The sequence below is a fragment of the Mycobacterium pinniadriaticum genome (genome assembly GCF_026242045.1).
Taxonomy (GTDB): Bacteria; Actinomycetota; Actinomycetes; order Mycobacteriales; family Mycobacteriaceae; genus Mycobacterium; species Mycobacterium pinniadriaticum.
Genome location: NZ_JAPJDO010000013.1, coordinates 29974 through 44928 on the forward strand (window position 1 = coordinate 29974; position 14955 = coordinate 44928).

Sequence of the window (14955 nt, forward strand, 5' to 3'; positions counted from 1 at the left end):
CGACGCCGGTGGCCAGACCAACATAGCCCCTGTATCTGAGACGGTCGCCGGTGAATCTGATAGGCCTGCTCAAGGGCGGTAGCGGAGCCGGAAGCCGGGCTTGGAGCACGCACGTCCGGAGGCACCCCAGGACAGACCCGAAACCGCGTCGTTCAGCAACGCGCATGCAATACTGACCCTCGGGAGGCGAGCCGGCCGTCGCTGTCGGGAGATGACCGGGCCGTGGCCGTTCGGACGTTGATCCTGGCCCTGACGTGGTCTCCCGCCCTGGATCGACGTTTCACCGGCCCGACGCGGAGAGCACAACCTGATGGCATCAACCGAACATCCGACCGAGCAGGCACCCCGCTTCGCGATCGTCGGGTACGCGGCCCGTTTTCCCGGCGCCGCGGACACGGACCAGTACTGGGATCTGCTACACAACGGTCGGGACGCGGTCACCGAGGTGCCCCAGGACCGGTGGGATGTCGAGGAGTTCTTCGACCCGGACCCGGACGCTCCCGGGAAGGTTGTCAGCCGGCGGGCCGGCTTCGTCGATGATGTGACCGGGTTCGACGCGCCGTTCTTCGGGGTATCGGCGCGCGAAGCCAAATTGATGGACCCGCAGCATCGATTGCTGTTGGAGACGGCATGGCGGGCGGTGGAGCATTCCGGCACCGCGCCAACGACTTTGGCCAACACCCGGACGGGCGTGTTCGTCGGCCTGGCCACCCATGACTTCCTGGGTATGGCATCCGACGCACTGACTTACCCCGAGATCGAAGCGTATCTGGCGGTCGGCACGTCCAGCGCTGCCGCGGCGGGCCGGATCAGCTACCGGCTGGGCCTGCAAGGCCCCGCGGTCACCGTCGACACCGCATGCAGCTCGTCGCTGGTCGCGATCCATCAGGCGTGCCAGGCGCTGCGCCTGGGCGAGTGCGACCTCGCGCTGGCCGGCGGGGTGAACGTCATGCTCAGCCCGGCCACCATGATCACCTTTTCGCATTCCCGGATGTTGGCACCCGACGGTCGCTGCAAGACGTTCGACGCGGCGGCCGACGGCTACGTGCGCGGTGAGGGCTGCGGTGTCATCGCCATCAAGCGCCTCGAGGACGCGATCGAAGACGGTGACCGGATCCGGGCCGTGATCCGCGGCAGCGCGGTCAACTCCGACGGCGCGTCAGGTGGCCTGACGGTGCCCAACGGCGTGGCCCAGCAACGGGTCATCGGCGAGGCGCTGGAACGTTCCGGACTGGCCCCCAGCGATATCGGCTACCTGGAGGCGCACGGCACCGGGACGTCGCTGGGCGATCCCATCGAGGTGCAGGCGGCCGCGGCAGCCCTCGGCAAGGGGCGCGATACCGACCAGCCCCTGCTGATCGGATCGGCAAAGACGAACATCGGGCATCTGGAAGCCGCCGCGGGCGTCGCCGGGGTCCTCAAGGTAGTGCTGTCCCTCGAACACGAGGAACTGCCCAAACACCTGAACTTCCGCACCCCCTCACCCCACATTCCCTGGGATCGCATCCCGGTACGGGTCGTCGATGAGGCGCTTGCCTGGAAGCGCTCGGACCGGCCGCGCATCGCGGGAGTCAGCTCGTTCGGGTTTTCCGGCACCAATGCGCACGTCATCCTCGAGGAGGCCCCGGAAGCACCGCTGCCCACGGCGGCGCCTCTCGACGCCGCCGACGACCGGCGGTTCATGGTGCTTCCGCTGTCCGCCCGCACCCCGGCCGCCCTGGTGCAGACCGCAGAGCACTACCGCGGCTGGCTCGGCGAGCATCCCGAGGCGACGCTGGCCGAGGTCTGCCTCACCGCCGGCGCCGGGCGCGCCCACTTCGAGCACCGGGCCGCGTTGGTGGTCAATTCTCTCGAATCTGCGCGCGAACTACTCGGCGCGCTAGCCGACGACCTGCCGGCCTCCGGCCTGGTGCGCGGCGACAGCGTTGACCCGCCGAAGACGGCGTGGTTGTTCCCGGGCCAGGGGAGCCAGTACGCCGGCATGGCCAAGGAGCTGTTCGAAGCGGAGCCCGTTTTCGCCGAGACGATGACCCGGTGCGCCGAGGCCGTTGCCGAAGTGCTCGAAAAGCCCTTGCTGGACATCATCTTTGACGCCGACGGCGCGGAGAACCTGAAGCAGACCCGCCACGCCCAGCCCGCGATTTTCGCGGTGGAGATGGGCCTGGCCAGGCTCTGGCAGTCGTGGGGCTTCGAACCGGATGTGGTGCTCGGGCACAGCGTCGGCCAGTACTCGGCCGCGTGTGTGGCGGGTGTGTTCAGCCTCGAGGACGGGGCCCGGCTCCTCGCCGAGCGGGGCCGCCTGTTCGGTGACTTGCCCGCGGGTGGACGGATGTGCGCGATCTTCGCCGACCCGGACCGGGTCGAGCGCCGCACCGACGAATTCCCGAGCCTGTCGGTAGCCGCCTACAACGGGGCCAACACCGTGTTGTCCGGACCCGCCGCCGACCTGGAACGGGCGGTCGCCGAATTGACGGACGACGGAGCCCGCTGCGACTGGCTCGACACCAGCCACGCATTCCATTCGGCGCTGTTGGATCCGGCGCTCGATGCGTTCGAATCGTATGCGGATCGGTTCGAATTCGGTTCGCCGCAAAGGATTCTGATCTGCAATCGGACAGGTGCCGCCCTCGGGCGCAACGCCCGGCTGGACGGCGCCTACTGGCGGCGCCATGCGCGCCAGCCGGTCCAGTTCGCCAAGGGGGTCGCGACGCTTGCCGAGCTCGGCTGCGCCCTGCTGCTCGAGGTCGGCCCGCAGCCGGTACTCACCGCCGCAGCCCTGCGCGCCTGGCCGGACCCGGCAACCGCACCCAAGGCGGTCGCCTCGCTGCGCCGCAACGGCGCCGACCACCGCCAGATCACCGAAGCTTTGGCCAACACCTACGTCGCGGGGCATCTGCCCGACTTCGCGGTGCTTGCCCGACACCCCGCGCGCAAGCTCGATCTGCCGACCTACCCTTTCCAGCACCGTCAGTATTGGTTCAACACGCAGGTTCAACCAACGACGGCCGACACCGCACGCACCGAAGCTGTCCGTCTGCTCGAGGATGGCCGGATCGAGGAACTCGTCGCGCTACTCGACCTCGGTGGCGATAACAAGTCGACCGCCGACGTGCTGAACAGACTTGCCGCACAACATAACCGACAGCGAAGCGCACAATCCATCGCAGACATTCGCTATGAGATCCGCTGGGAAAAGGCTGCCGGCTCCCCTTCGGGCGAGATCGGCGAGGGAACCGCATGGCTGTTGATCGGCGATGACGCGGAGGTCATGGGACCACTGGTCGACGCGTTGAGCATGCATGGCCACCGGCATCGGGTGCTCGGGTTGCCCGCGTCCGACGCGGACGAGGAACGCCTGGTCGAGGAATTGCGTGCGGCGGTGCACGACGAGCCGGCGCTGCGCATCCTGCATGTGGCTGCCCTGGAGTCGGACGGCGCCTCCTCGATGCGTTCGCTGCTGCGCATGCAGCACCGCGTTCTGGGCGGCACCCAGCGGCTGTTCCGCGCGGCGGCCGACGCCGAACTCCGCACTCCGATCTGGGTGGTGACCCATGGCGCACAACGGGTTACCGACGGCGATACGGTGGCACCCGAGCAGAGCAGCCTGTGGGGGTTCTGCCGCGCCGCTGCGCTGGAGTATCCGCAGGTGTGGGGCGGGCTCGCCGACCTGTCCGGCCGGGACACCGACGAATGGTCACGGTTACTCAAGCAGGTCGTCACGGCATCGCCGGGCGAGGACCAGATCGCACTGCGCGTGGACACCGTACAGGTCCCCCGGCTCGTCCGCCGAGGCGGCCAACCCAACTCGACACCACTGGAATTACGTTCCGATGCAACATATCTGGTGACGGGCGGCCTCGGTTCGGTCGGGCTGCAGATCGCGGGATATCTGGCTGGGCACGGTGCTGGCCAGCTGGTGCTGACCAGTCGGCGAGCACCCGGTGAGGCCGCGAAAAACCTCATCGATGCGCTGCGTGAGCAACACGGCTGCGACGTCCGGATCATTGCGGCCGATGTAGCCGATCCGCACGACGTCGCCCGCCTGCTCGCCACCGTGCGGGCCGAGCTTCCCCCGTTGGCCGGTATCGTCCACGCCGCCGGTGAGAACAACACCACCCCGCTGAGTTCGCTCGACAGCGCAGAGGTGGATCGGGTGTTCTCCGGCAAGGTCTGGGGTGCTTGGCATTTGGCCGAAGCCAGTGCGGATCTACAGCTGGACTTCTTCTTGTCGACCTCCTCGATCTCGTCGGTCTGGGGCGGGTTCGGCCAGAGCGCCTACAGCGCGGCGAACGCGTACCTCGACGGGCTGACCTGGCGGCTGCGGGAACAGGGTGTTCACAGCATCAGCGTCAACTTCGGCCCGTGGTCGTCCGGCATGGCCGACCAGGACGCCCGTGCACAACTGGACCGGCGCGGCATCCGCACGTTGTCGCCGTCAGATGCGCTGGCCGGGATGGCCGACGTCATGGCGCCCGCCGGCTCGTCGGGGCCGGCACAAGCTATGGTCGCCCGGATCGACTGGGCTCGCTTCCTGCCGATCTACCTGCAGGCCGGCCGTCGGGCGCTGCTGGCCGAGGTGGCCCGCGAGGTGCCCGAATCGGTGGCCACCACGTCCCCGGCGTCGGGTAGTACCCGACTGGTCGAGCAGCTCACCGCGGCTCCGGTGCAGCAGCGCAAGAAACTCGTTCTGGAGTACCTGCGCAACACCGTGGCCGAGGTCACCCGGATCGACGCGTCGGAGATTCGAGAAGAGGCCGGATTCTTCGATCTCGGCATGGATTCGCTGATGGCGGTCGAGTTGCGGCGCCGGCTGGAGCAGGCCGTGGGCAAGGAGCTGCCGGCGACTCTGGCAATGGACTTCCCCCGGCTGTCCGACGTGGCGGACTACCTGCTGTCCGACGTGCTCAACCTCAACGAACGCGCCGGCGGCCACATCGCCGCGCCGCCGACGTCGTTGGCGACCTCGGCGACCGATGAACCGATCGCCATCATCGCGGTGGCGTGCCGTTTCCCCGGCGCCCCCGACGCCGATGCCTACTGGGACGTATTGTCCGGCGGCGTCGACGCGATCCGGGAGATCCCCGAAGACCGCTTCGACGTCGATGAGTTCTACGACCCGGATCAGCAGACCCCGGGCAAGATCTACACCCGCAGCGGTGGGTATCTCGACAGCGTCGACGGTTTCGATCCGGAGTTCTTCGGCATCTCCCCGCGCGAAGCCGTCTGGATCGATCCGCAGCAGCGGCTCATGCTCGAGATCGCGTGGGAGGGCTTAGAAAGGGCGGGGTACGCGCCGTCGTCCCTGCGCGGCAGCCGAACCGGCATCTTCGTCGGGGTGGGCGCCAACGAATACTCACACCTGTTGTCAGGTGAATCCGTAGAGAACCTCGAAGCTCATTTCATCACCGGCAATGCGCTCAACGCCATCGCGGGCCGGGTGGCCTTCACCCTCGGCCTGGAAGGACCGGCCATGGCGGTGGACACCGCGTGCAGCTCGTCGCTGGTGGCCGTCCATCAGGCCAGCCAGGCCCTGCACTCCGGTGACTGCGATCTGGCCTTGGCCGGCGGCGTCAACGTGCTGTTGAGCCCGGCGTCCATCGTGGCCGCGTCACGCGCCCGGATGCTGGCCCCGGACGGCCGATGCAAGACCTTCGACGCGGCCGCCGACGGCTACGTGCGTGGTGAGGGCTGTGGCGTACTGGTGCTCAAACGCCTGCGCGATGCCCAGCGCGACGGTGACCGGATCGCCGCGGTCATCCGCAGCAGCGCAGTCAACTCCGACGGCGCCTCCAGCGGTTTGACGGTGCCCAATGGTGGTGCGCAACAACGACTCATCGCCGCGGCGCTGACGCGAGCCGGCCTCACCGGTGGTGATGTCGACTACCTCGAAGCGCACGGCACCGGCACCCCCCTGGGTGACCCGATCGAGGTACAGGCGGCCGCAGCTGTCTACGGCGCCGGACGTGACCCGAACCGACCGTTGCTGATGGGAACGGCCAAGACCAACATCGGGCACCTGGAGTCGGCTGCGGGCGTCGCCGGGTTGGTCAAGGTCGTGTTGGCGTTGCAGCACGAACTTCTCCCGCAAAACCTCCATTTCCAGAAGCCCTCACCGCACATCCCGTGGGACTCGCTGCCGGTGCGGGTCGTCGACAAAGCGACACCGTGGCATGCCGATGACAGGCCGCGCCGGGCCGGCGTCAGCGCGTTCGGATTCACCGGCACCAACGCGCACGTCCTGATCGAAGAGGCACCGCAGCCGCTCGGGACAGACGCCGCCGACATTGCCGACGAGCCCATCGAAGGCGCGACCGCACCCGACGCCGGCCGCGAGCCGTTGAGCCTGTTGCCGCTGTCCGCGCGGTCCGGGCCGGGCCTGGTCGCGCTGGCGCAGCGCTATTCGACCTGGCTGGACACCCATCCTGAAGCGTCGCTCGCCGATGTCTGTTTCACCGCCGGGGCGGGTCGTTCGCATTTCGAGCACCGGGCCGCCGTGGTGGCCACCTCCGTTCAGGAGGCCAGGATGCTGCTGGACGATCTGATAGCCAACCGGCTGCGTCCTGGCGTGCTGCGCGGGGAATGCACCGACCCGCCGACCACCGCGTGGTTCTTCCCCGGACAGGGCAGCCAGTATCCGGGCATGGCGCGCGAATTGTTCTCCGCGGAGCCAGTATTCGCCGACACCGTGCGCCGCTGCGCACAAGCCGTGGATCCGATGCTGCCACGCCCACTGCTGGATGTGTTGTTCTCCAGTGACCGCGAAGCGGCAGAAACGCTGCGGCACACGTCATTTGCCCAGCCGGCGATCTTCGCCGTCGAGATGGGCCTGGCCCGGCTGTGGCAGTCGTGGGGTATCGAGCCCGATGTGGTGCTGGGCCACAGCGTCGGGCAGTACGCGGCGGCGTGCGTGGCCGGTGTGTTCACCCTCGAGGACGGGGCCCGGCTGATCGCCGAACGCGGCCGGCTTTTCGGCAGCCTGCCGGCGGGCGGCCGGATGGTAGCCGTCTTCGCCGATCCGGAATATGTGGAACGTGCCGCGGCGACCTTCCCGCGGGTGTCGGTCGGGGCCTACAACGGCCGCAACACGGTGCTGTCAGGTCCGGGCGAGGACCTCGACGAGATCGTCGCCGCCTGCAGCGAGGACGGAACGCGCTGCACCTGGCTGGAGACCAGCCACGCGTTCCACTCGGAATTGCTGGATCCGGTACTCGACGACTTCGAGTCGTTCGCCACACAATTCGACTTCGAGGCGCCATCTCGGCCGCTGGTCTGCAACCGGACCGGCGGCGTGCTCACCAGCGACACACCGCTGAATGCGCAGTACTGGCGCCGGCATTCCCGCCAGCCCGTCCAGTTCACCGAGAGTGTGCGCACCGTGGCGGCACTGGGCTGTTCGGTACTCATGGAGATCGGCCCGCAGCCGATCCTGACCGCTGCCGCGCTGCAGATCTGGCCCGAGTCCTCGGCCACGCCGCGCGCGATCGTGTCCCTTCGAAAAGGCGCCAACGCGCAGCGCCAGATCACCGAAGCCCTTGCCACGACCTACATCTGCGGGCACCGGCCGGACTTCGCCGCGAGGTACCACACACCGGGTCAACGGCTCGAACTGCCCACCTATCCGTTCCAGCATCGCCGCTACTGGCCCAAGACGTCCGGCATCCGGGCAGATGGTACTGCGGCATCCGGGATCCTGGGCAGCGCGAAGGACCTGGCGTCCGGCGACACGGTCTACACCAACGTGCTGTCCGTCAAGACCCAGCCGTGGTTGGCGCACCACGTCATCTACGGCACCGTGGTCGTCCCCGGTGCGACGTACGCGGCGATGGCGCTGGCCTCGGCAGGAGCGCCGGCACGGGTGAAGGAAGTCTTCTTCTACGAACCGATTATCCTGCCGGACAAGGCTTCTCGTGAGGTGCAGCTCACCTTGCATCCGGTCGACGACGGCTGGAAGTTCCAGGTGCACAGCCGACCCTACGGTGCACGCGACGCAGAGTGGTCACTGAACTCCGACGGCACTCTGCTGGCGGGCGCCGACTCCGAGGTGAATTCTCCGGACGGCGCGGCGGCCCCGGACGAGGCGATCGAGCAGATGAATCGCACCCGCCCGCAGGAGTTGTTCGACATCTTCGGTGACATGGAGCTGGCCTGGGGGCCGACCTGGTCCACCTCACTGAAGTCGTTGTGGGTCGGAGCGGGTGAGGCGATCGGTGATATCGCCGTCGGTGAGGAACTCGCCGAGCATCTGAGCAGCGAACCGATCCATCCGGTGCTGCTCGATCTGTGCACCGGCGTGGCCTTCCCGGCCTTCCCGGCGACACTGGCCGCCGAGCAGGGAATCTCCGATCTGTTCCTGCCGCTGCGGTACGGACAGGTTCACGTGCGGGAGAAGATGCCGCGACGGTTCTACTGCCGCGCCCGCTGGCACGAGAACGCACTGACCAACGAAACCCAGGTCTTCGATATCGATTTCATGAGCCCGGACGGACGGGTGCTGGGCGGGATCAGCGAATTCACGGTCAAACGGGCCCCGCGTGAAGCGCTGCTGCGCGGGCTGGGTGGGGACTCGACCCGATTGCTGTACACCCTGGGCTGGCAGGAGGCCGCCGCACCCGCGGCGGAGGCCGGCGCGGACGGCGCCACCGACACCGCGACCGGGACCTGGCTGATCGCCGGATTCGACGAGCTGGCGACCCGGGTCCCCGGGGCCGCGACGGTCACCGACTCCGCTGATGCACAGTCCTGGCAGCGGGCATTCGCCGACGCCGCCGAGCGTGGTACCCCCGTCAGCGGGATCGTCTGGCGCAGCGCCGGACGACCGAACGCCGACGAATCCACGGCCGACCTCGCCGCGCGGCTGGAGGCCGAGATCGCGGCCCTGCTCGCTGCCACGCAGACCGCGTTGGCCGGGCCGACCGGCAATCTGTCCGGTGGCTTGTGGATCCTCACCCAGCGGGCCGTTGCCACCGAACCGGGTGAACCGGTCGATCCCGCCCAGGCCGCACTGTGGGGATTCGGGCGCACTTTGGTCGCCGAGCAGCCCACGCTGCGGGTTCGGCTGGTGGACACGGATTCCGGCACGGATTCGCTCGGCTGGCTGGCCGGTGCGCTCGGCACACCGGTGGTGGAGCCCGAGATGGCCGTGCGGCAAGGACGTTTCCTGGTGTCCCGGCTGCTGCACTGGGCCCGTAGCGGCCAGCTCCCGGTGCCGCGCAGCGACGACTACGTCCTGGCGCCGACCGAGCGCGGCGCGATCGACAATCTCCGCCTGTCCGAGGCCGAGGTCACCCCGCCCGACGCGAACGAGGTTCAGGTGCGCATCGAGGCAGCCGGCCTCAACTTCCGCGATGTGCTCAATGTGCTGGGCCTCTACCCCGGCGATCCGGGCCCGATCGGCGGGGACTTGTGCGGCATCGTCACCGAAGTGGGTTCCGAGGTCACCGGATTCGAGGTCGGCCAGCGGGTCTTCGGCTCCATGCAGGGCGCCTTCGCCAGCCGACTCAATGTTCCCGCGCAGCTGCTCGCCGCGGTGCCGGACGGTATCAGCGCCGTCGACGCGGCGACCATCCCCGCCGCCGCGCTCACCGTGCGGCTCGCCTTCGACTGGGCACAGCTCAAGCCCGGCGACCGCGTGCTCATCCACGCCGCCAGCGGCGGTGTGGGGTTGGCCGCCGTCCAGATGGCCCGGCGGCACGGCGCGACAGTCTTCGCCACCGCCAGCACCTACAAGCGAGCCACGTTGCGCGAAATGGGTGTGGAATACGTCTACGACTCGCGTACAACGGATTTCGCGGATCAGATCCTCGCCGATACCGGCGGTGAGGGTGTCGACGTGGTGCTCAACAGCCTGACCAACGAAGGATTCATCGAGGCGACGGTCCGGGCGACCGCCCAGGGCGGCAGATTCGCCGAGATCGCCAAGCGCGATATCTGGACGGCCGAGCAGATGGCCGCGATCCGCCCCGACATCGACTACGAGATCGTTGCGCTGGACGTGACGATGATGAACCACCCCGCGCACATCCAGCGGCTGATGGCCGAGGTGTCGGACGGATTGGCCAACGGCGAGTGGACTCCGGTGCCTGCCGAGGTTTACCCGCTGACGGAGGCCAGGACCGCATTCCGGCGCATGCAGCAGGCCCGGCACATCGGCAAGATCGTGGTGCAGATGCCCAAACCGCTCCAGCCACAAGGTGATCGCAGCTATTTGGTCACCGGTGGTCTCGGGGCGCTCGGTTTGCACACGGCCGCGTACCTGGCCCAGCTCGGTGCCGGCGACATCGTTCTCACCGGCCGCCGGGCTCCCGATGCGGACACCCAACAGGCGATCGACGCGCTCACCGAGCGGTTCCACTGCCGGATCCACGTGTTCTGCGCCGACATCGGCGACGAATCCGACGTGGCCGCGCTGCTGGACAAAATTCGCGGCGAGTTGCCGCCGCTGGCGGGTGTGGCACACCTGGCGGGCGTGCTCGACGACGCGCTGCTGCCCGAACAGAGCCTGGATCGCTTCCGAACGACATTGCGGCCCAAGGCCTATGGAGCGCATCATCTGCACAGGCTGACCAAGGACGACAACCTCGACTTCTTTATCGTGTACTCGTCGGCGTCCGCGGTGCTCAGTTCGCCCGCGCAGGCCAACTACGCGGGGGCGAACGCGCTGCTCGACGGCCTGGTCGCGCACCGCAGAGCCCACGGCCTACCCGCGACCGCCGTCAACTTCGGCCCCTGGGGTCACGGCGGTATGGCCAGTTCCGCGGCCGCCGTCGCCAACCTCAGCGCCCAGGGCATGATGCCGCTGGAGCCGTCGGCGGCGCTGGCCGCCCTCGGTGAGGCCGTCCGGCACGGCACGGCGCAGGCCACCGTGCTCAAGGCGAACTGGCAGCGGACGGCCAAGATGCTCGGCGGTATCCGGCCACCGATGCTCGATCAGGTGCTGCCCAGCGGCGACGGGACGGTCACCGGGGACAGCGAACTGCTCCGGCAGCTGTTCGAGCTCCCGGTGGCAGCACGCGGCGGTTTCGTCACTGAGTTCCTCCAGCGCGAGGTGCAGGGCTTCCTACGGCTCGCCCAGCCGCCTGCGGCGACGAGCAGATTCCTGGACCTCGGCACGGACTCACTGATGGCAGTCGAACTGCGCAATCGGTTGTTCGGGCAGTTCGGGGGCAAGTTCGATATCAGCCCGACTGCCGTCTTCGACTACCCGACGCTCGGCGAGCTCGCCGACCATCTGGTGTCGCAGCTACCCGATTCGGAGGCACCGTCGGGCGAAGCGGAATCCGCGACCACCCCGGAACCCGCCGACGAGCCCGAGCCCGAAGCCGCTGTCGGGCCCGAGGACTGAGCGAAACCGACCATCGCACCGTAGCGGTGTGACCGACGTCGCACCGGTATTGCTTCGTTCCACAGCGCCACACCGCGCTGCGCCACGCCTGCCCTGATCCCGCCCTGACCTGTGCAGATACCACCTCTGGTCGACTCGGTAAGGCGGCAACCCAACCAGTGGGTTGATTAGCCGACTGAACTTGCTCACAATGACTTGCGTTCCGGTTACCGGCCGGTATAGTTCACGGTGTTACTGGTGGGTAACTTAGAGCCAAGTACCCAACCACAAAGCCCAAATTTCAGATGACATTCTCGCTGAGGAGGACCCGTCATGAGCCACTACAAGTCCAACGTCCGCGATCAGGTGTTCAACCTGTTCGAGGTCCTCGGTTTCGACAAGGCCCTCGGCGCGGGCGACTACAGCGACCTCGACGCCGACACCGTTCAGGAGATGCTCGGTGAGATGGCCCGGCTGGCAGAAGGCCCGCTGGCCGCGTCGTTCGTCGAAGGCGACCGCAACCCGCCGGTGTTCGATCCCGAAACCCACACGGTGACACTGCCCGAGCCGTTCAAGAAGTCGGTGAAGGCCTTCATCGACGGCGGATGGGACAAGGTCGGACTCAACGAGGATCTCGGCGGCATGCCGATGCCCAAGACTCTGGTCTGGGCCCTGCACGAGCACGTCCTCGGCGCCAACCCGGCGGTATGGATGTACGCCGGCGGCGCGGGCTTCGCCCAGATCGTCTACAACCTCGGCACCGAGGAGCAGAAGAAGTGGGCCGTCCTGGCTGCCGAGCGCGGCTGGGGCTCGACCATGGTGCTCACCGAGCCGGACGCCGGCTCCGACGTCGGCGCCGGCCGCACTAAGGCGGTCCAGCAGGACGACGGCTCCTGGCACATCGACGGCGTGAAGCGCTTCATCACCTCCGCCGACTCCGACGACATGTTCGAGAACATCCTGCACCTGGTGCTGGCGCGCCCCGAGGGCGCAGGCCCGGGCACCAAGGGACTGTCGCTGTTCATCGTGCCGAAGTTCCTGTTCGACCACGAGACCGGCGAACCGGGTGAGCGCAACGGCGTGTTCGTCACCAACGTCGAGCACAAGATGGGATTGAAAGTCTCGGCCACCTGCGAGCTGACCTTCGGCCAGCACGGCACTCCGGCCAAGGGCTGGCTGGTCGGTGAGGTGCACGAGGGCATCGCGCAGATGTTCGACGTCATCGAGCAGGCCCGAATGATGGTGGGCACCAAGGCGATCGCCACCCTGTCCACCGGTTACCTCAACGCCCTGGAGTACGCCAAGGAGCGTGTGCAGGGTGCTGACCTGACCCAGATGACCGACAAGACCGCGCCGCGGGTCACGATCACCCATCACCCGGACGTTCGTCGCAGCCTGATGACCCAAAAGGCCTATGCCGAGGGCCTACGGGCGCTGTACCTGTACACCTCCACCTATCAGGACGCCGCGGTGGCCAAGGCGCTGCAGGGTGTCGAGCCCGACCTCGCGGTCAAGGTCAACGACCTGCTGCTGCCGATCGTCAAGGGCGTCGGCTCGGAGCAGGCCTATGCCAAGCTCACCGAGAGCCTGCAGACTTTCGGTGGATCCGGCTTCCTGCAGGATTACCCGATCGAGCAGTACATCCGCGACGCGAAGATCGACTCGCTCTACGAAGGCACCACCGCGATCCAGGCGCAGGACTTCTTCTTCCGGAAGATCGTGCGCGACAAGGGTGTTGCGCTGGCACACGTGGCGGGCCAGATCAGCGAGTTCATCAAGAACGAGTCGGGTAACGGTCGGCTGAAGTCCGAGCGTGAACTGCTCGCCAAGGCCTTGGAGGACGTTCAGGCCATGGCCGCGTCGATGACCGGCTACCTGATGTCCGCGCAGGAGGACCCCAGCAGCATCTACAAGGTGGGCCTGGCTTCGGTGCGCTTCCTGATGAGCGTCGGCGACCTGGTCATCGGGTGGCTGTTGGCGCGTCAGGCCGCAGTCGCCGTCGCGGCGCTCGATGCCGAGGCCAGTGGTTCCGATCGCGCCTTCTACGAGGGCAAGATCGCCGTGGCGTCGTTCTTCGCCAAGAGCTTCCTGCCGATGCTGACCAGCACCCGTCTGGTGATCGAGTCGCTGGACAACGACATCATGGAGCTCGACGAAGCTGCCTTCTAGAGTTCGACGCACGTCAACGTCACCGGCCCCGGGATCGTTCGTTCTCGGGGCCGGTGGCGTTCTCGCCGACTGGTGTCCGGGGTCAGCAAATCAAGGACTTTGGTCACTTATTGCCAGCGATCGCCCGACGCTGAGGCTAGAACGGGACTTAGGGCCCTGGCACTTGGCTGGCGATCCGATACATTCTAGGTATGGCGATGCTTGACAGCAACGATGCGATTCCCGAGCGTCCCGCACAGACCGGCAATAAGTCGGGTGGCGGCGGCCCGCTGGCGAATATTGTCGGGCCCTTCACAAAAGCCGGTGGCTACTACGCTCGCTCGTGGGGCGCCTACCTCGACGGTGATCGCGGCGAGTTGCCGGTCGCCCGACCGACGCTCTCGCTGGCAACCCACGCTCTACGCGACGAGATCGTCCTGGTGGGCCTGCGACTGCGCCGCCCCCTCAGTGATGCGGCGGTCTACGAGCGGATCAACGCCGAAGTCGTCAAGGCCATCGATTTCTACGGCAAGCGGGGCTGGCTGGCCCGGCCGGAGGGCTTCTTCGCCGCACCGCCGGCACCGACCGACGTGTCCATCAAGACCTTCAAGAGCCGTGGCCGCGCCCACGAACGGATGTCGTTCGAGAGTGGCTACCAGCCCTACCGGGGAGAGCCCGGCCGGGATCGCTGGCTCAGCTACACCGGCAACCACCGCGAGTACGCGTTGATGTTGCGCCACGAAGAACCGCGCCCCTGGCTGGTGTGCGTGCACGGCACCGAGATGGGCCGCGCCAACCTGGACCTGACCCTGTTCCGGGCCTGGCATCTTCACGAGGACTTCGGCCTCAACGTGGTGTTGCCGGTGCTTCCCATGCATGGCCCCCGCGCAAAAGGACTGCCCAAGGGCGCCGTCTTCCCGGGCGAGGATGTGATGGACGACGTCCACGCCACCGCACAGGCGGTGTGGGACATCCGCCGGGTGCTGGCCTGGATCCGATCGCAACAGCCCGGCGCACGGATCGGGCTCAACAGCATCTCATTGGGCGGCTACATCGCAGCGCTGGTCGCCAGCCTCGACGACGAACTGACCTGTGCCATCCTGGGCGTGCCGCCGGCCAACCTGGTCTCGATTCTGGGCCGCCATGCCGGCCTGGGGGCCGACGATCCGCGTCACCGCACACTGGAGTTGGCCGAACCGATCGGGGACATGATCTCCCCGCTGTCGCTGCAACCGAAGGTGGCCCCCGAGGGCCGGTTCATCTACGCCGGAGTCGCCGACCGGATCGTGCACCCGCGCGAACAGGTGCTGGGACTGTGGGAACACTGGGGCCGACCGAACATCGGCTGGTATCGCGGTGGGCACACCGGGTTCTTCCAGGCCCGTCCGGTGCAACAGTTCGTCGATGCCGCGCTGGTGCAGTCCGGCCTCGTGGACTCGGGCACCTGACGCAATGGAAACCGCCGCTGGAATCCCCTCTTCTCCAGC

General features: G+C 67.7%; 3 protein-coding genes. All 3 read left to right on the forward strand.

Annotation, left to right across the window (positions count from 1 at the left end; genetic code table 11):
* The first annotated feature begins 310 nt into the window (after window positions 1–310).
* The 3 genes from ORI27_RS16335 to ORI27_RS16345 all read left to right on the forward strand — a co-directional run bounded on the left by ORI27_RS16335 (window position 311) and on the right by ORI27_RS16345 (window position 14916).
* Window positions 311–11341 carry a type I polyketide synthase gene (locus ORI27_RS16335; protein ID WP_265998057.1) on the forward strand — a complete coding sequence of 3677 codons (11031 nt, stop codon included), beginning with the start codon at window positions 311–313 and terminating at the stop codon, window positions 11339–11341.
* Window positions 11342–11653: 312 nt separating this feature from the next.
* Window positions 11654–13489 (forward strand): acyl-CoA dehydrogenase, encoded by a 1836-nt coding sequence (locus ORI27_RS16340; RefSeq protein WP_265998056.1) that lies wholly within the window; start codon window positions 11654–11656, stop codon window positions 13487–13489.
* 191 nt (window positions 13490–13680) lie between these two features.
* Entirely contained in the window at window positions 13681–14916 is a 1236-nt protein-coding gene (locus ORI27_RS16345) for an alpha/beta hydrolase family protein (protein WP_407666330.1), read from the forward strand.
* Window positions 14917–14955 lie beyond the last annotated feature (39 nt).